Below are 23,977 nucleotides of genomic sequence, written 5' to 3' on the forward strand. Positions count from 1 at the left end.
GATGTTCCATTGCAGGATTTGCGCAAAAAACTGTTGAGGTATTCATGGTGGCTTGGCTTGATATTGTTTGCTGTTTTTATTGCTCTTTCCTTTTTATTAAAATTTCCTGACCAGTTTGAATTACCGTTTGTATTTAAAAGAGATCAAGCCGAACATATTTATAGATATCCTTATCCGGTATATTTGCTTGAAGTTAAAATAGCTGCTGGTAATTCAGTTAAGACAGGCACTGATTTGCTTGAGATAACTTCACCGGAGATTGTCGTTTTGATTAATAATTTAGAAGAGGCAGAACAAAATTTGTTAAACTATGGCCAGCAAAAAACAATTTCGTTGGGCAAACAGGCAACAATCATTTCAAGACAAAAGCAACAGAATACCTTGCGTGTAATTGAGCTCAGGAATCAATTAACTAAGATTAATAGTCAATGGGAAAGTAGTAGATCTTTATTGGAGTATGAGTATAATGATGCTGTTATGAAGGCAGATAGTTATAAAAAGTTATTTGAATCAAAAGATATTTCCAAATTCGAATGGATAGATATTGAGAGTAAAAAGATAAAGACAAAAGATGCCTTGCAGCAAGCATTAAAAAAATATGAAATTGAGAAATCAAGCTTACTGGCATCCATTGAAAATGAAACATTGAATAGTAGGAATGAAGAGGATGCTTTGTTGAAACTAAAAGCAGATATAAAATATGACTCTACATATTATATTAATCAGCTAGCGTTAGCTAAGAGTAAAATAAGTCATGTATTTGGGGCGTATGAAGTGAAAGGAGGTAGTTTGATATTAAAGGCTGAAAAAGAGGGCACGGTTTCTTATTTGTTTGAAGCCGAAAAAGAAGTTCCGGGTGGCGTAATACTTATGAAAATTATCGAAGGTGAAAATTCTGTATACGCATCTGTGAGTTGTCCCCCTGCTTTGATCGGAAAAATTAATAATGATCAACCAGTTTTTTTAAAGGTAGCTTCCTTTCCATTTTATGAATGGGGCAGTGTGAAATCTCAATTATATAACCGAAGTTTGACTCCAGATGAAAAAGGTAATTTCAATTTGAAGATTAGAATTTTGGAAGCTGGGCAGTTGGATGGATTATTGCAAGCCGGTATGAATGGAAACGCCGTTATTATCTTGGAGGAAAAAAGTTTTATGGAATACTTCTTCCGAAATGTAAAAAGAGTTTATCACTCGAGTATGGGTAATAATTGATTGATTGGCTAAAATTAATTGAACACTATTATTGAGATACTATTAATGAGCTTGTTTTCATTATGTTTTATCCCTGAAGTTTGACAAATCTTGTCTAAATGAAGGATCTTTCTAATCCTGTTTATTTATCTACTTTCATGTGATTGACAAGGGCCTATCTATGGCCGTATTTTTGTCCTGTTATTAAAAAGCAACAAATGAAAACAGAGACAAATCTATTCGTAAAGTTTAAAGGGAATGAAATTTTTGAGATTCCACCTTATCAGTTGGGATTTAATCTTGTATTCCCTGTAAATTCATCAAAACCTCTTCATTTATCTACTTTCATGTGATTGACAGAGGGTATTGCGCTGGGGTATCTTTGTATTATTAAATCATTAGAAATTATTAATTAACAATTAAAAAAATCACAACATGAAAAAATTAAACAACAAACAGACTGTATCTGTAAATGGCGGTGGATGCAAATTTAATTAAAAGCAACGAACTCACTAAAATTGGGAATTAGGAACTCCTGTAGTAACCAGTAATTATTAGAAATTAATTAAAAATCACAACATGAAAAAATTAAACAACAAACAAAAAGTATCTGTAAACGGTGGTGGAGCCAGATTTAATTAATAGCACCGAACCCACCAAAATTGGGATTTAGAAAATCCGGTAGAAATCAATATTTATTAATTAGCAATTAAAAATTTTAACATGAAAAAATTAAACAACAAACAAACAGTATCTGTAAACGGTGGTGGATGCAAATTTAATTAATAGCACCGAACTCACTAAAATTGGGATTTAGAAAATCCGGTAGAAATCAATATTTATTAATTAGCAATTAAAAATTTTAACATGAAAAAATTAAACAACAAACAAACAGTATCTGTAAACGGTGGTGGAGCCAGATTAAATTAAATAAAACTGAACCACAAAACAGGGGAAGCCGAAAACCGAGATCAGAGTTGGCAATATTTTAAATCATTAAAAAATATAAAGATGAAAAAATTATCAATCAAGCAGAGTACAACAATCGTTGGTAGTGGACCGGGATTGTTTCTTCAATAATAGCTTATTCTATCAGGAAACCGAAAACCTGAAATAGAGCAGGCGGAGGGAGATCAATAGTCAATAGTTAATAGGCAATAGTTAATAGTCAATAGTTAATAGGCTAATACAATAGTTAATAGTCAATAGTTAATAGTCAAGAATTAGTAGTCAAGAATTAATAGTCAATAGTCAAGAATCAATAATTAGAAAATTAAGAAATGAAAAAATTATCAAACAAGCAAATTTGCACGATTAATGCAGGAGGAGCAAAACTTAATTAGTGCTAGCCCATGCAATTATTATTATTAAACAATTTAAAAAATTGAATCATGAAAAAATTAACCAGCAAACAGACAATGACTTTATTAGGTGGAGGACCCGTTTTGCAATAGTCAATAGTTAATAGTCAAGAGTTAATAGTCAATAGGCAATAGTTAATAGTCAAGAGTTAATAGGCAAGAGTTAATAGTTAATAGTCAAGAGTTAATAGTCAGGAGTTAATAGTGAATAGTCAAGAGTTAATAGTCTGGAGTTAATAGTCAATAATCAAGAGTTATGAGTTAATAGTCAGGAGTTAATAGTCTGGAGTTAATAGTCAATAATCAAGAGTTATGAGTTAATAGTCAGGAGTTAATAGTTAAAAGTCAATAGTTAGTAGTCAATAATCAAGAATTAATAGTCAATAATTAAAATTATGAAAAAATTGAAAATCAAACAAACAGCAACCGTTCATGGCGGTGGTATTAGAATGAATTAATTGAAGTTTAAGTGGGTTCATCAGTGAATGGTTTTAAACTAACTGTAATTCTAAAGCGTTATACAAACTAATGCGATTTATTTCGTATCACGTTTGTGACGGAAGTTAAATCGTCACATTATCTTAAATTCATTAAATATTTATTTTATTAACAATTAAAAAATGCATCATGAAAAAATTAATTAGAAAACAATTAATTACCTTAGTAGGTGGTGGACCAGTCATTCAATAATTTGTATCTGATTATCCAAAAATGTAAATGAAGGATGAACCCATTTAAAAATAATAAAAACCTATATGATTCTATGAATTTGCAGGTTTTTTTATCTTGTGGATTATTTTGTTTAAATATTTTAGGATTTCAAGCATGAATATAATTAGAGTGGTAATAGTAGAAGATGATACAGTTATCAGAAGTTCAATGCAGGAGTTATTATCATTTGTTGAAGACCTTCACTGTATAGGAGTTTACGAGAAGGCAGAGGAATTCATGAGGGACTTTAAGGATATCAAACCTGATGTAGTACTTATGGATATTACACTTCCCGGGATGAATGGTATTCAATGTGTTCGGGAGACAAAACCCTTGAGGCCTGTAGTTCAGTATTTAATGTGTACTTCGCACAGCGATGCTGAACGTACATTTGATTCATTATGCGCTGGTGCGACCGGGTATATTCTTAAAAATTCGACCCCGGATCAAATTAGTACTGCAATCCGAGATATCCATAATGGTGGATCTCCAATGTCAGCTGAAATTGCACGACTCGTAGTAAATTCGTTTCCCAAAAAACAACTGGATTCAGGCTTGTTGGAGACTTTCACTACGCGCGAACAAGAAATATTGCATGCACTTGCTAAAGGTTATGCTTATAAAGAAATTGCGGATAAATTATTTATCAGCATAGAAACAGTGCGAACCTACTTGCGTAAAATTTATGAGAAGTTGCAGGTCCATTCTAAAGTCGAAGCTTTGAATAAGGTGTTTCCAAAGTAAGTAGATTTATTTTAAACAAATGATTCCTTATAACACCTTCTGTTGAATCAAGGTCATGAACTCATCCTTTTTGCGGGGAGATATAGAAACATGAGAATCATCGCTCATAACCGCAGATCCACCATCTGTTTTAATTATTTTTTTAACTTCTTTTAAGTTGATAAGATGCGAATTGTGGATACGAAAGAAGCCATAATCTGTTAGCATCATTTCATACTCTTTGAGATTTTTACTTATCATGAGTTTTTGATTATTCTTTAGATAAAAATGGGTGTATGGCCCATTTGCTTCCAATCGAATGATATTAACAATCGGAACAAATTCTATTCCATCGAGTGTAGAAAGACTAATCGAATAATCATCATTTTTTTGAGAGGCTAAATTTTTTAAAAGCCAATCCAATTTATTTTCAGATTTGCTTATTTTATCTGTGATCACTTTTTGTACAGCTTCCTTCAATTCGAGTATGTCAATTGGTTTCAATAAATAATCGATGGCTGAAAATTTTATAGCTTTCAATGCATAATGATCATAAGCTGTTGTGAATATTATTTTAAGCGGTATATTTTTTACACCTTGCAAAACATCAAATCCTGTTCCGGTTTGCATTTCGATATCCAGAAAAATCAGATCTGGTTTTTTTTCTGCAATAAGTTGAATTGCTTCTTTCACTTCATTGGCTATACAAAGAATAGTCACTTCAGGGCAATGGTCCTTCAGCATGTTTTGTAGGAGCTCAGCACTTAGGCGCTCATCTTCTACAATTATAGCAGTTATCATTTACTGTGTATTTATTAGGCCAAATTACTTATTTGAGTGATATTTTCAATGGGATTTTTGATAATTCCTGACAAAAAATCCAAACCATTTAATAAAAGGCAGTTTTGATTTAACGGTTATGCACTTTGACTTAATCTAGTTTATCTTGAATTATTTACCTTATTTCTATCTTTGAGAGAGATGGAATTCAAAAAGTTCATCTGGATTCTCCTTTTTGTGCCAGCCTTTTTTATTGCAGGAATCGGGCAATCCAGTTTTCAATCAAACAACATCAATCTGTCAGATGGGCTTTCAGATCTAAGGGTTCAGGATATTGTACAAGATAAATATGGGTACTTGTGGTTTGCAACCTCCTTTGGACTTAACCGCTATGATGGTTATAATATTCGTACATTTTACTCCGACACCTCACGCAAAAGTTTGCCATCCAATGGCGTTTACAGTCTTTATACAGACATCAAAGGCGATTTGTGGGTTGGTACTGATAAAGGTCTGGCAAAATATAATCCTATAAATCAGGATTTTATTCGATTTGATTCTTTAGACGGAACTCGTAGTTCATTTATAAGAGTGATCACAGAAGACCAAGATGGTAATTTATACATTGCAGGATCCAATGGTATTTTCAAATACAATAGAGATAAAAATACTTGGACTAACTTATCAAAAGCATTTCATATGCAAAAAGAATTAAGTTTTGTAAGAGGACTTTATTTTAAAGATAAGAACACGCTTTATGTGACAACAGAAAAAAGAGGATTCTATAAACTTAAATTGAAAACTTTTCAAAATGAGCTCATTTTCTTTCAGGATAGCAGAAATAATGTATGTATGTGGGATGCGCTCATGTATGATATGGAACCCCTTGGAAAAGATGAATTGCTTATTACTTTTCTTGGAGCAGGCATAATGGCATATCATATGCAAACTGGAGCATTCAGAGCTATTTCCGGACCCTTCCTGAAAACCGAGACTGTTTATTGGAATACCGTTTACAAAACTTATAGAGACAAACAAAACAGAATCTGGATTGCATCACTTCAATATGGTTTATGTGAATACCTGGAACCAAAGGATTCGATTATCAGTTATTTGAATAATGAACAATTGCCATATGGATTGAAATCGGGTGCTGTAAATTGCATTTATCAAGACCGCCAGAATAATTTATGGGTAGGAAGCAGAGAACAAGGAATCTTTAAATTTAATCCTTCCCAACAAAAAGTATTCTTCTATGATCAGAGTGATTACCAAAAGGCAAAACTTCAAGGCACTTCTGTAAATTCTATTACAGAACTCGATTCTGAAACTGCCATCGTAGGGCAATTGAAAGGTTTTAGTTTGTTTCATCTCAAAACTAAAACCTTTACTAATTATCCTGGAGATGCGATCAATAATGGTACTAATTTTCTCGGCAGAGTAAAAACAGTCAGTACGGATTCTAATAACTATTTGTGGTTTGGAACCGGTGGCTTAGGATTTATGCGTTGGAAAAAAGGACAAGCCTTTACAAGGAATATGAGTCGAAGTAGAGATGGCAAGACGGGATACCTTGATGATTTTATTTCTCAAAACATTGTTTTGTCAGACGGCAATTATTTCTATCTGGGTTTGGGCAGAATTTGCTGGTTGAATCCAATCCTTTTTACCTCCAGAACCTATAAGAATACAACGGATTCAATTTATAAAATCACAGGAATTCATTTCATCTACAATACAGGTGGCGACCAGATTCTTATACTAAAATCGAATGGTGATTTTTTTATTTATGATTACACCCATAACTCTATAGGAATTCTAAATACTGTATTAAAACGAGCATATCCTGGTATTCAGGTTAGCAAAATGAATCAGGACTCGCTTGGTAATTATTGGTTTGCTTCAAATATGGGCTTGGTATTATTGCGCCCAGACAGCAGTACGCACTTATATAAAATGGAAAGTGGGATTAATGAAAACTTTGCAGTAACTGGTTTTCAAAGAATTGACCAAACCATGTGGATCACAAATAGTCGTCGATTGGGAAGATTAAATTTAGAAACTGAAAAGATTCATTTTCTTACGGAGGCTGATGGCTTTTATAATAAGCAACTCATTGGAAGCACGCTGACTCGCTTATCAAACGGCAATATCTATTTGGGTTGCCTGGATGGAATCTATGAGATTTTACCCGATCATATCGTCGACACACCCAAACAATATGCCCCAAAACTTATTTCCTTTACTTTATTTAATGAAGATCCTATACCCCTTTGTCTGGAAGATAGCTGTGTATTAAAATTAAACTACGATCAAAATTATTTTTCATTTCAATTAAGTGCATTTGATTTTTGTGAAAGTCGGGAACTTAGATTTGCATATCTATTACAAGGATTTGATAGAGATTGGAATGAAATGGGAAATGACAGAATGGGATTTTACACAAATGTCGATCCAGGTAATTATATTTTAAAATTCAGAGTCCGAAATATTTCTGGAGATTGGGGTGAAGGAATTCAGAGAATGTACATTCAAATCAGTCCACCATTTTGGAAAACCAATCTATTTTTAGTATTGCTAGTTTTTTTTATAGTAAGTATAGTTTATTGGTTTTTAAGATTTAGAATTCAGACCATTCAGCGGGAGGAAAGACTCCGAAGTGAATTTGAAATAAAATTGCATGAGTTGGAAAATAGCGCTTTGCGAACACAGATGAATCCGCATTTTATTTTCAATTGCTTAAATACTATAAATGCCTTTGTCCAAAAAAATGACCGCTCGAATGCTGGGCTTATGATAAGCAAATTCTCAAAATTGATACGGATGATATTAAATCATTCGCGTCAGAAAAGAATTTCGTTAAAAGAGGAATTGGAAGCATTGGAGTTGTATATGCAAATTGAATCCACTAGATTTGAATCCAAATTTGAATATGAAATTTATATTGAACCGGATATTTACCCGGATGTTATTGAATTTCCATCCTTGATTTTACAACCCTTTGTTGAAAATGCAATACTTCACGGGTTGTTACCTTTAAAATCAAAAGGCTTATTGAATATCAAGATTTACAAAAGAGAGCATAATTTATTGTGTATTATCGAAGATAATGGTATAGGTCGGCAAGCAGCCCAAAGCTTAAGGCAAAACAGCTCCCAACAAAAATCACATGGTCTTGATATTACCTTAAAACGAATTGAGTTATTTAATCAGGAAAACGGTTATAATGAAAGCGTAAAAATCATTGACCTGGTTTCTACAGAAGGTATCCCATTGGGCACCCGGATTGAGATGCCAATTGCCCTGTGTTTTTCTTTTTAAAGCAGGAAGACAAGCAAATGGCTGTGCACTAAACTGGAGTTAAGCATACCACTTTAAGCTTAGAGAGATTCTATTATTATGTAAATATTTTCATCATTTATAACCAAATTGGCGCATCCATTAATCCAAAAGCCCTATTCGTTAAGTGTTCCAATAAGTAGAAATGAATAGAACATATCTTTGAATTGTCAAATAAAAATACTAATTTATTAAAAACGTAAACATGAAAAAATTAGCTAAAAAGCAAAGTAAAACGATTGTAGGCAGCGGTCCAGGATTGATGCTACAATAAGTAAGATTAAGCCTTGATACAAAGAGGTATTGAATTTTTAAATTTATTAGTTACAAAAAAAATTTTAACCATGAAAAAATTGACAAAAAGACAAAGTACAACGATTGTTGGAAGTGGGCCTGGTATAGTATTGAATTAAGCTATATTGGGTTTAGATTAAAAGAGTTTAAAAGTTTTAAATTTATTAGTAACAAAAAAAATTGTAATCATGAAAAAATTATCAAATAAGGAGACAAAGACATTAGTTGGAGGTGGACCAGTCCTACAATAAGAGTCTTGCCATTGGCATTTGGAATCAAAAAATCTTAAATTGTATTAATTAATTAATTAAAAAAAGTAAACATGAAAAAATTAACAAAAAAGCAGGCTGCAACCCTAACTGGTGGCGGAATTGCATTTAACTAGAATATAATGCAGCACACCGAAAACCTGCAATAAAACTAAGTTTAAACAATGTAAAAAATCATTTTAAAAAGTAACTATGAATAAATTAACAAACAAACAAGCAAAGACATTAGTTGGAGGTGGGCCAGTCATTCAATAAGAGGCTTGCCATTGACATTTGAAATCAAAAAATCTTAAATTGTATTAATTAATTAATTTAAAAAATGTAATCATGAAAAAATTAACAATCAAACAAACCATTTCAGTAAACGCTGGATCAGCTAGATTAAATTAAATTTAGTGAAAGCAAGAAGAAAATCTAAAAATCAAATGAATTAAACAATTATTGATTAATGAGCCTTAATCTTAAATAATGAAAAAATTAACAAACAAACAAGCAAAAACAGTTGTTGGAAGTGGACCGGGTCTATCTCTTCAATAGGAAGCTGGAAAATTGTGATATAAATTCACTTACAAAATTACCATCAAGATCAATTGATATTGATTTTTGCAAAACATGAAAGTCAATCAGAATATAATTAAAAAACCCGGCAATTAAATTGTCGGGTTTTTTGATTTATAGGTAAATTTATTTGATGATAGTTGCACATATTAAACAAATATTTTGGATTTTCAATCTTATAAGAGTTGTACGATATATAGTATTTAGAAGTGTGATTTCTAAATATTTATCCTATCCTCAAATTCTTTAATTACTTTATTAATATTATCACCAAACACTAATTTAGCATTATCAAATGTTTGATTGCTAAAAAACTCAATAAACTTCTCTCTACCGAAATTATTAATTAGCTCTTTGACAAATAAACCAGAAAGGGGATATGTCAATTCCTCAGGATAACTTTTCCAATTTATCCAAATATCTTTGATTGTAATTTTTTTATCGTGTAGTTTTACCCATTCTTTTACTATATGTGCTCTCTTTATATTTGACTGATCAAAACAAACCGATGTGCCCACGTTTATTAGTTCCGTTTTTTTGACAATTTTTGTGGAATAGTGCGATATGACGTGGGTCATCTCATGACCTATAGTTTGTTGGAAATGGGAATGTACAATGCACATTTCAGGATCTGAAAATCCTAACTCTGCTCTTAATAGTTTTTTTGCATCTTCATTTGAATCCCAAACAAAAAAATCAATCTTTTTAGGTAAGTAACTCTTGAAGAAATTATTAATTTCATTGAATGCCAATTCATGTGATGCAATATAGTTTTTAATGCCTGACTCGTTCATGTTTTGAAAATGAAATCTAAAATTGTTAGATTCAATGATTTTCCAATTACTGTAAAAGTCGACAAATCCAAAAAAAAGGTATCTTTTATAGGCATACTTGGTTACATTTTTTGTTGATTTTAAATTAAGACACTCCAATATCGAGTTTTCTGAATTCTTATAATCTTGGAGCATAAAATAACATGTACCCAAATACCCAAGTGCCCAGGCTTTTCTCCAGGAATAATCAAATTCATTATCTGCAGTAAATTTAAGGTATGGGATTGCCTTATTAAATTCACCCTTATCTGCATAAGAACGACCCAATAGTAAATTCAAATCTGCTTTTAATGAATCAGTATTTAAGTGAGATTTAGCATTCTCAATCACTTTGTCATAATCATGTGATTGATAAAGTTTCCACAAATCATCCAGAATTGGACCTTGTCCAAATGAAATTAGACTTAGCAGAATGAGAATTAAGGTAATAAATATTTTCATAATATATGGCGGTTACAATTTTGGTCAAATCCTTAATGTACTATTACAGCATACAGACAATCCCGTAAATTGAAACACAAATATAATAAATCGCAACATTTCTAATCTTTGCTTTAGTATCTATACTTTTTTCGTAATCAAGTAGTAAGATATTGAAAATGAATTGTAAGCAGTTTATTTTTAAAGGATTATTGTTCTCCCAAAAAACATGATATATGAATATAATTGGAGCAAACAAACAATTAGCGTTCCGATTAGTCCAATCCAAATTAAAAAGAGTAGCCAATCCAATCTTGTGTTTAATAATTATAATTAACTATAAGTTAACTGTCATGTCAATTCGAAAATCAAAAAAAATTAAGTCCAATCAATATTCTAATTAGAATAACTATTAATACGAATGCTCCTCCGCAATTAATTATGAATCCCATATATTTTCTTACGGTACTTGGTTCTTTTCTACCTTTAAATGAATAAAATAAACCAATAATAAAAGGAATCGTCGATGTAAAAGGTAGTAGGCCAAATAGATTTGGTAGAGTTGGACTAAAGGATCCAGGTTCTTTTGACTTTACAACAGTGTAAATAACAATTGCAAAGGTTACTATAATACCAGAAATTCCAAAAACGAATCCCAGGTTAGTATATTTATTAGAACTATTCATATCAAAAAAATTAATTATTTTTAATAGTTTCAAATTATTTATGATTACAAATATAATTTAATATATTGTCTTAGCCCTCAATAAACTGGACCGTTTTTCTAAAACAGTTTGATACTAATTCATAATTGTCTTGATCACCTGTAAGGCGAAGGTAGGCCGTTTCGGTGAACTTGTCAAGGCTATAACGAGCGGAGCCATCGCTATAGCTTTCACAGTCCGGCCTTGACAAGTCCCCCGAAGCCGGCTCATATTGTTGCCTAACAGTTGCCCAAGACATTCCCTGTGTCCATTTTTCCATTGGAGTAATGAATCCTATTGCACCGTGCTTCCTTTTGCAGTTATACCAGTTCATATATTTTTGGATATGTTGCTTTGCATCATAGTAACTCGAAAAAATAAACCGATCAATGAGTTCAGATTGTTGGATGGAATGAAACGCTTCGATATATGCGTTTTCTTCTGGTGTAGCAACGTGTGTAAATTCTTGTTGCGCCTCTAACTCCTTTAAGGTTTGACGCACACTGTGAGCTAGAAATTGACTTCCATTGTCATTTCTTATGATAACACCTTTTAATCCATACCGAAGGTCCAACCATCTCATAAGAGCCCCTACTTCCGTTTGTCGAACACTACGCTGAAAAATCCAACATAGAATCCTGCGACTGAACACATCCATGATTGCCAACTGATAATACCAGCGTTTTTCACCATCGACCCATACATATTTTATATCAAGGCATAAATATTCCATAGGTCGCTTTGCTTCAATGCGGCGATGCTTTACCCATTTCCTTTTACCTTGTACAGTTATCCGTTTGCCACTCAACAAATGATTTTCTTTCATTAAGCGATAAATCTTTTTCTTATTAATCAAATACTCCAGATCACGAAGCTCTTCCGTTATTTTCCGATAACCATAAATGCAATAATCCATTGTAAGTACAGCACGAATTTGGTCAACCACCAAGCTGTTTTCAACTAAGGCATTGTTGCCAATAATCGTATGTGTGCTCGGCTTTATACCTCTTTGTCCTAAACTTACACGATAATACAGACTGCTTTTTGCAAGTTCAGCCCATTTGCAAAGCTTATCGACACTTGTTCGTGCTTTATACCTGATTATCATTTCCTTTCTTTCTGATAATGGGCATCGCTTTTTTTAAAAGCTCTGTTTTGAATTCCAGTTCAAGTGCCTGGTTGCCGATGATCCGTTTAAGCTTTGCGTTTTCTTCCTCTAATAAACGCAACTGAGGATCTACCCGTCTGTATTCAGATTTTAAGCCTTCTTTACCCTTTGTTAAACATTTGCGTTTCCAATTAAAGAGCAAAGACGTCGACAGGCTGTATTTTCGGCAGGTCTCCGTGTGACCTAATCGTTCTGACTACTGTAAGATACTGTGCTTCTCTTCCGGAGTAAATTGTCTTCTTTGTTTTGCCATTTTCCCTAAATTTAATGTGACTAATTTAATATTAATAATTAGTCCAGTCTTTTAGGGGGCTAAGACAATATTCTCTGCTATAAAACATTTTACTCGAAAACCAATAGGATTTTTAGAGTTTCCACTGAACGTGGAACTGGGTCGAAAAAATTGCCAATTTGGCAACAAATACCGTCTACGATAGGAAGTATTAGAAGAATAAACTTATGGCATCAGGAAATTAATTTCTGATGCCTATTTTAATTTTATGTCTTCACCACCAAATTATTTAAAAGTTTATAGAAAGCGATCTGGATTAATCCAGGAAGATATTGCTTTTATTTTGGATTTACCAGATTACTCCAATATATCCAGATACGAGAAAGGACAACGAACGCCATCCATAGAATTACTTCTAACATATCACCACTTATTTGATGTTCCAATTGAATCGTTCTTCGAGCAGGAATCAGAAATAATTAAATTAAAACTTATCCAAAGAATAATTCAATTAGTACCAGATTTAAAAAAAGATCAAATAACATTAAAGAGCACCCTAAGAATTAGATTTCTTGAAGAAACAATTTAAAGATTAACAAAATAAAATACTATGAAAACACAAAGCGAAAAACCTAAAATCGTTTATGCAATTTATCCAAATGCAAACGGCTTCGGATATGTGTATATGAATAGTCCAAGAAAATTACTCGACTTCGGAGTAGTCAGGATAAATCCGATTTGTAATTTTCGGATTCTTGAAAAAATAAAAAGTTCAATCAGTTATTTTAAACCAGCCATATTAATTCTTCTTGATCCAGAAAGTAAATCTTCAAGAACCGGTAATCGAATAAAAAAATTAATTGATAAAATTTCAGTTTATGCACAAAGTGAAAATCTGCAGATTTCCCAAATTTCCAGAGATCAAATCCGTGATGTCTTTGAAAATTTTGGAGTCAGTATAAAATTTGAAATATCTCAATGGCTTTTAACTGAATTTAAAGAACTTGAAACTCGTCGACCGAGAGAACGTAAACTTTGGACGAGTGAAGATAGGAATATGGCTATTTTTGATGCGCTATCTCTGGCATTGACTTGGTTTTATTTAAATAATTAGAGAAATATTTTCACATAATATTTCGATATTCAACCCACCATTCAACAGGCTAATTACTCTAAGTATATTGCGATTTTTTTAAGATACTTTATGCCAAGGTACTAAATATTCATTAGTATTTATTAAATTGCGAATTATTTTGTTAATAGATAGTAGTTTAATTATAGTTAAGATTAACATGAGGAATTCTATTAAAACATTATTGTTTACCACACTCTGTGTAGTAGATTGTTATTCTCAATTGAAAATTGGGCTGAAGGGTGGCATTAATTACGGCAAGGCCATTTCTAACTTATATCCTAATGAGACTTATAGTAACGCCATAGGCTATAGAGCCGGTTTAACCATTGGATATAAAATTACGAGTTGGGAAATTAGCACAGGCGGTCTATTGTCTTTCAGAGGAGCGTGCGATAATTTCTCTTCTCAATCTAGTAATTGTTGGTCCACACATTTTATATTCATAGAAATTCCGATTATCATATATAAGTCATTTTATTCTGATAAGTTTAAGATTGGAATTGGCTTGGTTAATGGATTTACAGGTAGCCCTCCTATAAATTTAATAGATGACAGAGAATTCGAGGTAGATGGAGAGATACTATTGGCTTGGAATATTACTAAGCGTTTTAATTTGGAGCTATCCTATTTATTTGGTGGTATAGCCAATTCTTTATCAGACAGAGACACTCATTTGTTTTCAGTTGGAAATCTATCGTTCAATTACACTTTTTTTAAGCACTCTTTTAGAAAACAATCTAATAAAGTCCCTAAACTGAATTAAGAAAACTTGTAAATGCTTGGGTATTCTCAATTATTTAGTACAAATATATTTTCTAATTAATTAAAAATTTTGATTTTGTTATTTAACTTTGTAAACAAATCCTTAATTATGAAAAGCTCTGTAATAATTCTATTGTTGGTGTTTGTTTATTCTTCTTGCATAAAGACTATTCCTAACCACACACTTAAACTCAAGCAAATTGAACTTATCAAATTTGTTGAGCCTAATGAATTACTTAAATGGGATACAATTGATGGCCCCGATATTTTTATTACTATTTCTATTAATAATTCAATAGTTTTTATTTCAGACAAATTTGAAAATCCAAATGTTACATCAGTCCCTGTATCATTTAAATTAGATTCTAATATTATTTTTGAACAAGGTATCGATGAAATTGATTTAAATGCATACGATAGAGATGCGAATACAGATCAACTAATAGAAAAAAACATGACTTTAGTTACAGGAGCAGTTGATAAATCTCCATATACGGAAATGATAAGTTGTAATTTTTGTATCGCAGAATGGCGAATGACATATGAAATTGTTAAATGACAATTATAAGAACTTCTTTATCGCGGACAACAGGTAGATTAAAATGCAATAATTTAGTTTCAATTATTAAAGTCAATCTACATCTACATATAAAATATCCTGATTTACTAAATATAATTCATAATTAATATTTTCTTTTTTTAAATTTAATAATACCAAATCAATTAATTCTATGCTTTTATTTTTTAAAATGTTATACCAACAAATAAAAATAACTATTGATTGTTTAGGCTTCTGTAGATGAAGAAGATCACTAAACTGAATTAAATCTAAATTATATTTATATGAATAATGTGATTTTGGAGGGAATACTGAAAACCTATTATCACTTGCCCAATCGAGCTTACTAATTCCCTTACCTGGGGCATAACAATTAATTAAACTTGATTTTAGTTCATTGTCAATATAATAATGTGCTCTTAGCGGTTGAACTAAATTATTTCTATCTGTAGAGTCTAGAACCAATTTTTTTATTCTCCTTATGTATCCGGTATCTAAGATTATCATATGAGCTTCATCTATATTATATTTTATTGAAATTTCTTTTATTGATTCATATTGAACAGACTTAATTGAATTATATCCAGTGATAAACCAACCTGTAAGTAATAAAAATAGCAAGTATAGAGAGAACTTAAGATCGCTTATTATTAAAATTAGCTTTGTAAACATGATTTACGCGATTTGATTGAATGTTAGATTGAAGAATATATTGAAAGAATTCATAATCTAATTTAATTTTGATTTAGAAGATTCTCAAGTTCATTAATAGGAATATCCTTTCTAATAATTTCAAATTTATTGTTTAATAGATAATTCGTTGGAAATTTAGTAATTTTGTTTTCTTTTGAGTTTATTCCATTCTCATCTAAATATTGTGGCCAATATAAATTATAGAACCCAATTTTATTTTTCCAATTATTTATATATTTTGATTGGTCAGTAGAAATATTAATTATTTCAAATCCTTTATTATGATATTCTTCATATAATTTAATAATTGCAGGTATTTTTTCAATACATGGTTTGCATGTGCTGAACCAATAATTCACTAAGGTGTATTTTGAATTTTTAAATTTTACATTTACTTTAGTTAAACTAGTATCTAATAATTGCAGATTAGGGAATTTCTTTTTTTCTTTTATTTGAATTGAATTAAAGTCTTTGTTTGTGATTTTCCAAAGTTTCTCCTTTTTAAGTTTTTTGGAAAAGGAGCTTAATATATTTTGTCTTAATTCTGAATGGCCTTCATTGCAAAATATTTCGATTAAAATCCATAATGCGATATAAGAATCTGGATTTATTTTAACATATTCAGATAATTTTGTTTCAAATAAAATTGGGTTTTGATAAATTGAATACTCAATGGTTTTGAATTTGTTGCCATTTAGTAAAAAAGGTATAAAATTATTATAATATTCATTTGATGTTATTCCATTAATTATCGAAGCGTTATCTATTGAATCAATTATAACTTTATTTGAAGTTTTATCTAGAAAATAATTGCCCCCTCTCCATTCTAAAATGTTTTCTTCGCTCTTAAATCGAATTTTATAAAAATGTGGGTATGAAATGCTGCCCTTTAAAATAAATTTAGAATTATTTATTTCAGATGAAATATTAGGCAATTCAAAATACTTTTCATCTATATCTCCTGCAATAAAATATATTGAATCTTTATCGAATACCTTATCATGTATTAAACCATTTAGATAAAATGGAAAAGCAACAACTTTTTGAGTATATGCTAAATTATAATTTATAATTAGCAAGATTACTATTATTTTCATTTAGTTAAACGCTGTATGTCGTCAAAGTAATTTGAACTTATCACTAATTAGTGTTTCTAATTAATTCAAAGCTAATTCTTTTTGTTTATAAATATTAATTTTAATGGGAAATAATTTTTCATATCCAATTTTTCTATCCCTAAGACATTGTAGTTTAATTCTTTCTCTTTCTTTTAAAATGAGGTCGCCACGGCCAAAATAAACATCGGCAGGAGTTAAATTTTCTAGTGATTCATGGTATCTTTCATTGTTATAAGTTTGCACAAATTTTTCTAAAGCTCTTTCCAATTCCTCAGGGCAATAATAATTATCAAGTTTTACGACGTTTTTCATTGTCCTATGATATCGTTCAATCTTGCCTTGCGTTTGAGGATGGAATGGCCTTCCATGTATCTGGTCTATATCATAGAATTTTTTCAAATAATTTTTTAAATCAGAAGCTATATAGCAAGAGCCATTGTCAGACAATAATTTAGGTCGTTGTTTAGTGACAATTTTAGCTTTGATGATTGCTCTATCAACGGTCCTTTTTACATCCTCCACTTTCATGCCTTTGCAGAGTTCCCAATGGACAATATATCTGCTGTAATCATCTAAAACAGTACTTAAGTAATACCAACCCCAGCCTAAGATTTTAAAGTATGTAAAGTCTGTTTGCCACATCTGATTTACGAATGCAGTCTTTTTACTAAATTCATCTGCTGCTGTTATAAAAATATGCGCAGGAGCTTTAATCAATCCTCTTTCTTTTAGAATTCTATAGACGCTTGATTCTGATATAAATATTTGTTGTTCATCCGTAAGTTTATAAGCAAGTTCCCTGGATGATAAATGAGGAAACTCCAATGCAAGTATGACAACAATATTTTCTGCTCTTGTGGAATACTGTTCCATTGCCTTCTGTTAGTACGTTTACTGGGAACCAATCCATCCACACCATGATCAGAATAAGCTTTATACCAGTTATAAAAAGTACTTTTATTAAGTCCAATCTCTCGAAGTGTTTTGTTGACCCCAATTTGTGAACCAATTACGATATTGATTATCTCCTGTTTTTCCGAAGCTGTAAATCTCATATACTTATTGAATTTTACGATTATTCCAGCACGGACAAGCTTTTTTTTACAATATCATATCGAAGTACCAAATCAGCAACCATCTCTTTTAAACGCTGATTTTCCTTTCTAAGCTCTAACACTTCATCACTTGTGGCTTCCCTGGTCGTATCGCCGGATAATCGCTTCTTTCCTGCTTCCAATAACTCTTTATTCCATTTTTAAAATTGCGGTTCATGTATTGAATACTTTCGACATAACTCTGCTACTGAAATCTCAGCTCTCAATGCTTCCATAACAATTCCAATCTTTTGTTCGGAACTAAATATCCTTCTAGTTCGTCTGCGAATCTCCTTAAAGAAGTTTTCTGTGGTTTGTTTCTTCTTTGTTTCCTTAATTTGTAAATTTAATTGATCTTGGAAACACTAACTAGTTTTTAGTTATATTTGGTCCACTTTATCCTGACGATTTACAATTTTGGAATTATTTCGGGGAGCTCAAAATTTCTAGCAAATTCATCTCCTCGATTCTATTATAGGTTTAATTCATTTGACTATGGAATTTCTTACAAATTGGAATTATTCCCAATAAACGTACACATATTTAAATTGACATTTTCCAATTCGATGAGCTATGGGTTAATCTCAGCGTATGATCTTGTTTTTGGGCCTAGGATAACTAAAGGTTCGACAGATTGGATTAGAAATTTCAATTACAACATTGGAATAAATATTTCTTATAAATTTACCAAAGGGAAAGTGCATTAAAACCCACTACTCAGCTTCCCATCAATCATAAGTTTCAAATATATTTTGTAATTCGGAAGATTAATATAGTCCTCAACATCAAATTCAAGATACATTTCATTAGCCATAAGTATTGGATCTTTTGTTCCGAAACGAAATAATAGTTCCGGCATTACCATACACTGTGCTTTTAATATCGTCATCTAATTGATTCATATACTGGTGTGTTAAAGTCATTCCTACCTTGAGTTTGCCTAATTAATAGGACATAATGACAGAAGTTATAATATTGATTTTTAAGAACATAGTACTTGGATAACAAATAGAGAAACAGCGTGAGAACTTAGAAAAAATCAGAACGAAAATCCTTCGCTCTCGCTCTGATTCTTTTTCAATTTTCAAAGAAAGAATTGAACTACAATGTATTAGAGATAGTAAAATGGAATATGAAAAATTATATCCCATTAAAATTAATAACTATAAACAAAAAGAATTAGCTTTGAATTAAATTGAAACACTGCTTGGTGAAAAGTTAAAATTACTATGACGACATACAAAATATTTTAAATGGGTAAAAAATTGATATCCAAATCTCTATCCAGTTATATTTTAAAGTTTTTTATAATTAGTCTAAGCTATGGCATTTTCCTAAATAAAGAATTAGTTAGTCAAGCAAAATATACGAATACCTGGCTATTAGGTTATGATGGCATGGATTTTCACACTAGATTCGACTTTCTAAACGACAGTCTTTCCATTTCAACATTTAAAAGCACGATTGATATAGATGGTGTTGGAGTGATGAGTGATTTTAAAGGTAATTTATTATTTTATACTAATGGATGTAAAATATATAATAGGAATCATGAATTAATGCAAAACGGCAATATGATTACTCCGATTGAGTGGGCATCAATTTGTACTAATGGATTAAGTTTGGCATGTAATGATTGTTTTTTAACAATTCCATCCCAACTAATTAAAGATAAATATTTCTTAATTTCACCGAACATGGATAAAATTAATATTAATGGAGTTCCATGGGTGGGTAGTTCTGCCTTTTATTATCATATTATTGAATTTGATTCTAGCTATCCAGATGGAATCGTAAATTCAAAAGCAAATACTTTGTTAGAAGGCATTTTTGATGGCCATGGCATTAATATGTGTAGGCATGGAAACGGAAGGGATTGGTGGATTTTGTTACCGCATATAGATTCAAATTGCATCAGTATATTTATGTTTCGGGATGATAGATTCATTTTTAAAGAAAAAAAATGTTTTGATTTTAATTATAGCTTTAATGGTGGTTCTGGTACAGCTAAATTTAGTCCAGACGGAAATTATTACGTGATTTCTGATAATTATGAAGGAGTTTCAATTTTTAAATTTGACCGATGCATTGGTTCAATTGATTATTTAGAAAACATCAAATTTCCTGAAGATACAATTCCAGGTTCTTATTGTGAAATTTCACCTAATTCACAATTTTTGTATGTATTGAATAGATCACATTGTTGGCAAATTGATTTAACTTCAGCTGATCGGACTGGTAGTAAAACACTCGTGGCTGCTTGGGATGGTATGGTTCCAAATACTCGATTTGGAGGTGCGCAATTAGCACCGGATAAGAAAATATATATTGCTTGTCCAGGCACTTCAAGATTCTATCATGTTATTTCAAATCCAGACCTAAAAGGAATTAATTGCAACTTTATACAAAGAGCGATAAATTTACCCACCTATAATTTTTATACAATTCCGAGTTTTCCAAATTATAACTTGAAGTCAGATTCCGTTAATTGTAATTTGACAAAAATTGATAATATAGTACCGGTTAAATGTAGAGTAAATCTAAATCGCATGTCCGACAATAAATTTTTAATGAATTTTAGTGAAACCTTACTAAATAGCAAATACTTAAATTTATTTGATATTGCAGGAAATTTAATTTTTACTAAGGATATTTCTAATTTATCCACTTATGAAATAGATTTAAATCACTTAACTCAAGGTTTTTATATTATTTCTGTAACGAGTAAAGATTGCGGTGTTTTTGCATATAAAATAATTATTAGATCTTAGCAGAAAAATATTATTCATTTGACATTATTTTGCTTTCTCCACTAAACCCCCTACTCGGCTTTCCATCAATCATCAATTTTAAATATATTTTGTAGTTTGGAAGATTAATAAAGTTCTCAACATCATATTCAGGATACATTTCCTTAGCCATAAGTATTGGATCTTTTGTTCCGAAACGAAATAATAGTTCCGGCATTACTAAGCACTGTGCTTTTAATATCGTCATCTAATTGATTCATATACTGGTGTGTTAAAGTCATTCCTACCTTGAGTTTGCCTAATTAATAGGACATATTGACAGAAGTTAGAATACTGATTTTTAAGAACATATTGCTGGGGTAACAATTAGAGAAACAGCGTGAGAACTTAGAAAAAATCAGAACGAAAATCCTTCGCTCTCGCTCTGATTCTCGCTCTGATTATTTTTCAAGATTTCTGATCATGGCAAATAGGATTTTAGAAAGTTCCTCACCATTCTTTTCGAAATTAATAAATTGATCTGCTGTTAATTGCATCGAATCTTTTAAAATATCTAAGATTGCAATTGTTTCAAAGATTGAACTGCGTGCTATTATGAAAAAATTTCTTCGATCAGGTTTTGAAAACCTACCGGAACCTTCGGCAATATTGAGAGGAATACTCAAAGAAGCTCTAAAAAGTTGATCACATAAGGATTTGTGAAAAGAATTACTTTTAATAAAAGTCTGAATATCAGCATGAAATGCTTATGTTTTTTTTAAACTTCCAATTGTTGGAATTCAAACATAGTACTAGTTAACAGAGTAAGAATGAAAAAGAGCGAGAAAGAGCGTGAGAACGAAGAAAAAATCAGAACGAAAATCCTTCGCTCTCGCTCTGATTCTCGCTCTGATTTTTGTACCCGGGGCGGGACTTGAACCCGCACGGCCATCACTGGCCACAGGATTTTAAGTCCTGCGTGTCTACCAATTCCACCACCTGGGCAGGTGTTAGTAGTTAATAATTAATAGTCAAGAGTTAATAATCAATTGTCAATGGTTAATAGTCAATTGTCAATTGTCAATGGTTAATAGTCAATAGTCAATTGTCAATGGTTAATAGTCAATGCTTAATGCTCAGTAAACGAGCAGAATAAACAATAATTACGATTGATATTTGATTAAAAAAACCTAAACTAATATTATCATTATAATAAATAGGAGCGCAAAGATATTATTTGATAGGAAGTTTACCTCTTGATTTTGAAAATATTTTAAGAAGTTCAAAAGATTCTGATTTTAATAACGAAAGACCTTCAAGATTTTCTGGGTAAAGTTGTTCAAATAGCTCAATCCAAAAATGGGTTTCATCTGTTTCCTCTATTACAATACATATTTTCGAAAACCATTCGCGTTGAGATCTACTTACACAAGAAGCCCTAAAATTTGAGGCAATAGAAGTTGCAGAACGAATAATCTGATTTTTTAGTGTCTTAGATTCTTGATTATCAGGTATTTGCCTTAATAGTTTTATAGTATTTATAGCAAAATTAAAAGTTCTTTCTCGGAGCTCATCATTAAACATAGCTTGAAATCTATAGTGTTAAACTATAATATTACATAACTAATTTAATCTGGCAAAGAAACAAAAGCCAATTTTTTTTAAGTCAAGTCTCTTAACTATTGACTATTAGCTCTTAACTACTAACTCTTGACGCTTGACTCTTAACTACTAACTCTTATCTCTTGACTATTAGCTATTAACTCTTGACTCTTAACTCTTAACTCTTAGCTCTTAACTATTAGCCATTGACCCTTGACTATTATCTTGAGCGGGAGACGAGACTCGAACTCGCGACCCCGACCTTGGCAAGGTCGTGCTCTACCAACTGAGCTACTCCCGCAATGTTTTACCTTCATTGAAGCTTTGGTAAAATTTAATATTTGGTTGTTTACTTTAAATCAATATAACAGAATGGCTTTTCTATGCTTATTTCATAAACATTCAACAAAACCGTCCGTTTATTAAGCAACTTCATGCTTAATCCCTTTTTTGGGACTGCAAATATACAATTTGGATGTAATTATTCACCTTACTATGATAAAAAATTATTCAAGAATAAAAGTAAAACATTATGAAATATTATAATGTGTTATATCTTTGTAATATAGTGACTTATGAGTAAAAATGGCAAAATTCTGGTAGCAATGAGTGGCGGTATCGATAGTACCGTAACTGCATTATTGTTGCATGAAGCTGGTTATGAGGTCATAGGTGTTACCATGAAAACCTGGGATTATGCTTCCTCCGGGAGCTCTAAAAAGGAAACTGGTTGTTGTAATTTGGATTCCCTTCAAGACGCCAGACGGGTTGCTGTCGATATGGGTTTTCACCACTTTATCCTCGATATTCGGGATGAATTTGGCGAAGCAGTAATAGAAAATTTTGTAGAGGAATACCTTGCCGGACGAACACCCAACCCTTGCGTACTTTGTAATACTCATATTAAATGGAATGCTTTGCTCCGAAGGGCAGACTCCCTGGATTGCGAATTTATTGCTACCGGCCATTATGCCAGAATTCATGCTAATGACGATTCTTATTATATATCTAAAGCAAAAGACTTAAATAAAGATCAATCTTATGTCCTTTGGGGACTAAGTCAAGAGTGTATTAAGCGAAGTAAGTTTCCACTTTCTGAATTCTTAAAACCTGAAGTTAGAGCGATTGCATTTGATCGGGGTTATTCAGATCTTTCAAAAAAAGCGGAGAGCTATGAAATTTGTTTTGTTCCAGATAATGACTATCGTGGTTTTCTTAAAAGACGGGTAGAAGGATTAGAGGAAAAAGTAAAAAATGGTTCGTTTGTAGATGTAGATGGAAATATTTTGGGACAGCACGAAGGGTATCCTTTTTTTACCATCGGACAACGAAAAGGATTAGGTAAAGCATTTGGTAAACCGATGTTTGTTTCCGAAATTATTCCGGATACGAATACAGTCGTTTTAGCAGAAGGAGAAGATTTAGAACGCAATCGGATGTTAGTTGGAAAAGTAAATTTTCAAAAATTTAAAACCATAGATCCGCATAAAGAATTGGTAACAAAAATAAGGTATAAAGATCCGGGTCATCAATCTTTAGTACAAACAGTTGGTAAAGATTTAGAAATTGAATTTATCGGACCTGTTAAAGGAATTGCTCCAGGACAATCTGCCGTTGTTTATGATGGTGATGATGTTGTTTGTGGTGGAATTATTTATCAATCCAGAAATATTTTTAAGGATCTTGTTGAAATGTGAAG

18 protein-coding genes, 2 tRNA genes and 3 pseudogenes are annotated in these 23,977 nt (G+C 31.5%); 9 read left to right on the plus strand and 14 right to left on the minus strand.

The features are described 5' to 3' along the window. Positions 1-63: 63 nt before the first annotated feature. Positions 64-1,215, plus strand: coding sequence for a hypothetical protein (locus IPO86_06745; GenBank protein ID MBK9727802.1), 1,152 nt, complete (start codon positions 64-66; stop codon positions 1,213-1,215). Positions 1,216-3,380: 2,165 nt separating this feature from the next. Continuing rightward, complete coding sequence (locus IPO86_06750) at positions 3,381-4,010, plus strand: response regulator transcription factor (protein MBK9727803.1); 630 nt, start codon at positions 3,381-3,383, stop codon at positions 4,008-4,010. 27 nt (positions 4,011-4,037) lie between these two features. Here the strand turns inward: IPO86_06750 and IPO86_06755 are convergent, their stop codons facing one another. After that, positions 4,038-4,790, minus strand: a complete 753-nt coding sequence (locus tag IPO86_06755; protein ID MBK9727804.1) for a response regulator transcription factor — start codon at positions 4,788-4,790, stop codon at positions 4,038-4,040. Between the two features lie 216 nt (positions 4,791-5,006). On the opposite strand from IPO86_06755, the gene IPO86_06760 reads away from it, so the two are divergent. After that, positions 5,007-8,090 (plus strand): histidine kinase, encoded by a 3,084-nt coding sequence (locus tag IPO86_06760; protein MBK9727805.1) that lies wholly within the window; start codon positions 5,007-5,009, stop codon positions 8,088-8,090. A gap of 1,357 nt (positions 8,091-9,447) precedes the next feature. On the opposite strand, the gene IPO86_06765 is transcribed toward IPO86_06760, so the two are convergent. From IPO86_06765 to IPO86_06780, 4 genes and pseudogenes are all read right to left on the minus strand, one after another. After that, positions 9,448-10,503, minus strand: a complete 1,056-nt coding sequence (locus tag IPO86_06765; GenBank protein ID MBK9727806.1) for a hypothetical protein — start codon at positions 10,501-10,503, stop codon at positions 9,448-9,450. Positions 10,504-10,850: 347 nt separating this feature from the next. Further along, positions 10,851-11,168: a hypothetical protein gene (locus IPO86_06770; GenBank protein ID MBK9727807.1), complete on the minus strand. Its 318-nt coding sequence runs from the start codon at positions 11,166-11,168 to the stop codon at positions 10,851-10,853. A gap of 259 nt (positions 11,169-11,427) precedes the next feature. Continuing rightward, positions 11,428-12,291: pseudogene (locus IPO86_06775) on the minus strand (IS3 family transposase). Further along, positions 12,278-12,607, minus strand: a pseudogene (locus tag IPO86_06780) (transposase). Before IPO86_06780 ends, IPO86_06775 begins: the two co-directional pseudogenes overlap by 14 nt. A gap of 247 nt (positions 12,608-12,854) precedes the next feature. On the opposite strand from IPO86_06780, the gene IPO86_06785 reads away from it, so the two are divergent. From IPO86_06785 to IPO86_06800, 4 genes are all read left to right on the plus strand, one after another. Further along, complete coding sequence (locus IPO86_06785) at positions 12,855-13,175, plus strand: helix-turn-helix transcriptional regulator (GenBank protein ID MBK9727808.1); 321 nt, start codon at positions 12,855-12,857, stop codon at positions 13,173-13,175. A gap of 21 nt (positions 13,176-13,196) precedes the next feature. Beyond that, positions 13,197-13,700: a hypothetical protein gene (locus IPO86_06790; protein MBK9727809.1), complete on the plus strand. Its 504-nt coding sequence runs from the start codon at positions 13,197-13,199 to the stop codon at positions 13,698-13,700. Between the two features lie 178 nt (positions 13,701-13,878). Beyond that, complete coding sequence (locus IPO86_06795; GenBank protein MBK9727810.1) at positions 13,879-14,484, plus strand: hypothetical protein; 606 nt, start codon at positions 13,879-13,881, stop codon at positions 14,482-14,484. A 108-nt stretch (positions 14,485-14,592) separates the two neighbouring features. Beyond that, positions 14,593-15,042: a hypothetical protein gene (locus IPO86_06800; GenBank protein ID MBK9727811.1), complete on the plus strand. Its 450-nt coding sequence runs from the start codon at positions 14,593-14,595 to the stop codon at positions 15,040-15,042. Positions 15,043-15,114: 72 nt separating this feature from the next. Here IPO86_06800 and IPO86_06805 read toward each other — a convergent pair whose 3' ends face one another. From IPO86_06805 to IPO86_06820, 4 genes and pseudogenes are all read right to left on the minus strand, one after another. Next, on the minus strand, positions 15,115-15,714 hold the full coding sequence (locus IPO86_06805) for a hypothetical protein (GenBank protein MBK9727812.1): 600 nt from the start codon (positions 15,712-15,714) through the stop codon (positions 15,115-15,117). 62 nt (positions 15,715-15,776) lie between these two features. Then, the gene (locus IPO86_06810) at positions 15,777-16,832 is read right to left on the minus strand and encodes a TlpA family protein disulfide reductase (protein MBK9727813.1); all 1,056 of its coding nucleotides are present in this window, start codon (positions 16,830-16,832) and stop codon (positions 15,777-15,779) included. 60 nt (positions 16,833-16,892) lie between these two features. Then, positions 16,893-18,285: pseudogene (locus IPO86_06815) on the minus strand (IS3 family transposase). 365 nt (positions 18,286-18,650) lie between these two features. After that, entirely contained in the window at positions 18,651-18,836 is a 186-nt protein-coding gene (locus IPO86_06820) for a hypothetical protein (protein ID MBK9727814.1), read from the minus strand. Positions 18,837-19,200: 364 nt separating this feature from the next. On the opposite strand from IPO86_06820, the gene IPO86_06825 reads away from it, so the two are divergent. Beyond that, complete coding sequence (locus tag IPO86_06825) at positions 19,201-20,718, plus strand: T9SS type A sorting domain-containing protein (GenBank protein MBK9727815.1); 1,518 nt, start codon at positions 19,201-19,203, stop codon at positions 20,716-20,718. 10 nt (positions 20,719-20,728) lie between these two features. Here IPO86_06825 and IPO86_06830 read toward each other — a convergent pair whose 3' ends face one another. The 5 genes from IPO86_06830 to IPO86_06850 form a co-directional block, all read right to left on the minus strand. Next, the gene (locus IPO86_06830; GenBank protein MBK9727816.1) at positions 20,729-20,914 is read right to left on the minus strand and encodes a hypothetical protein; all 186 of its coding nucleotides are present in this window, start codon (positions 20,912-20,914) and stop codon (positions 20,729-20,731) included. Between the two features lie 223 nt (positions 20,915-21,137). After that, positions 21,138-21,428: a four helix bundle protein gene (locus tag IPO86_06835; protein ID MBK9727817.1), complete on the minus strand. Its 291-nt coding sequence runs from the start codon at positions 21,426-21,428 to the stop codon at positions 21,138-21,140. 167 nt (positions 21,429-21,595) lie between these two features. Next, positions 21,596-21,681: transfer RNA gene (locus IPO86_06840), tRNA-Leu, on the minus strand. A 228-nt stretch (positions 21,682-21,909) separates the two neighbouring features. Further along, positions 21,910-22,260: a four helix bundle protein gene (locus tag IPO86_06845; GenBank protein MBK9727818.1), complete on the minus strand. Its 351-nt coding sequence runs from the start codon at positions 22,258-22,260 to the stop codon at positions 21,910-21,912. 246 nt (positions 22,261-22,506) lie between these two features. After that, a tRNA-Gly gene (locus IPO86_06850) sits at positions 22,507-22,579 on the minus strand. Between the two features lie 274 nt (positions 22,580-22,853). On the opposite strand from IPO86_06850, the gene mnmA reads away from it, so the two are divergent. Continuing rightward, the gene (gene mnmA / locus IPO86_06855) at positions 22,854-23,975 is read left to right on the plus strand and encodes a tRNA 2-thiouridine(34) synthase MnmA (GenBank protein MBK9727819.1); all 1,122 of its coding nucleotides are present in this window, start codon (positions 22,854-22,856) and stop codon (positions 23,973-23,975) included. Positions 23,976-23,977 lie beyond the last annotated feature (2 nt).

The sequence above is a fragment of the Saprospiraceae bacterium genome (assembly GCA_016717265.1).
GTDB lineage: Bacteria > Bacteroidota > Bacteroidia > Chitinophagales > Saprospiraceae > Vicinibacter.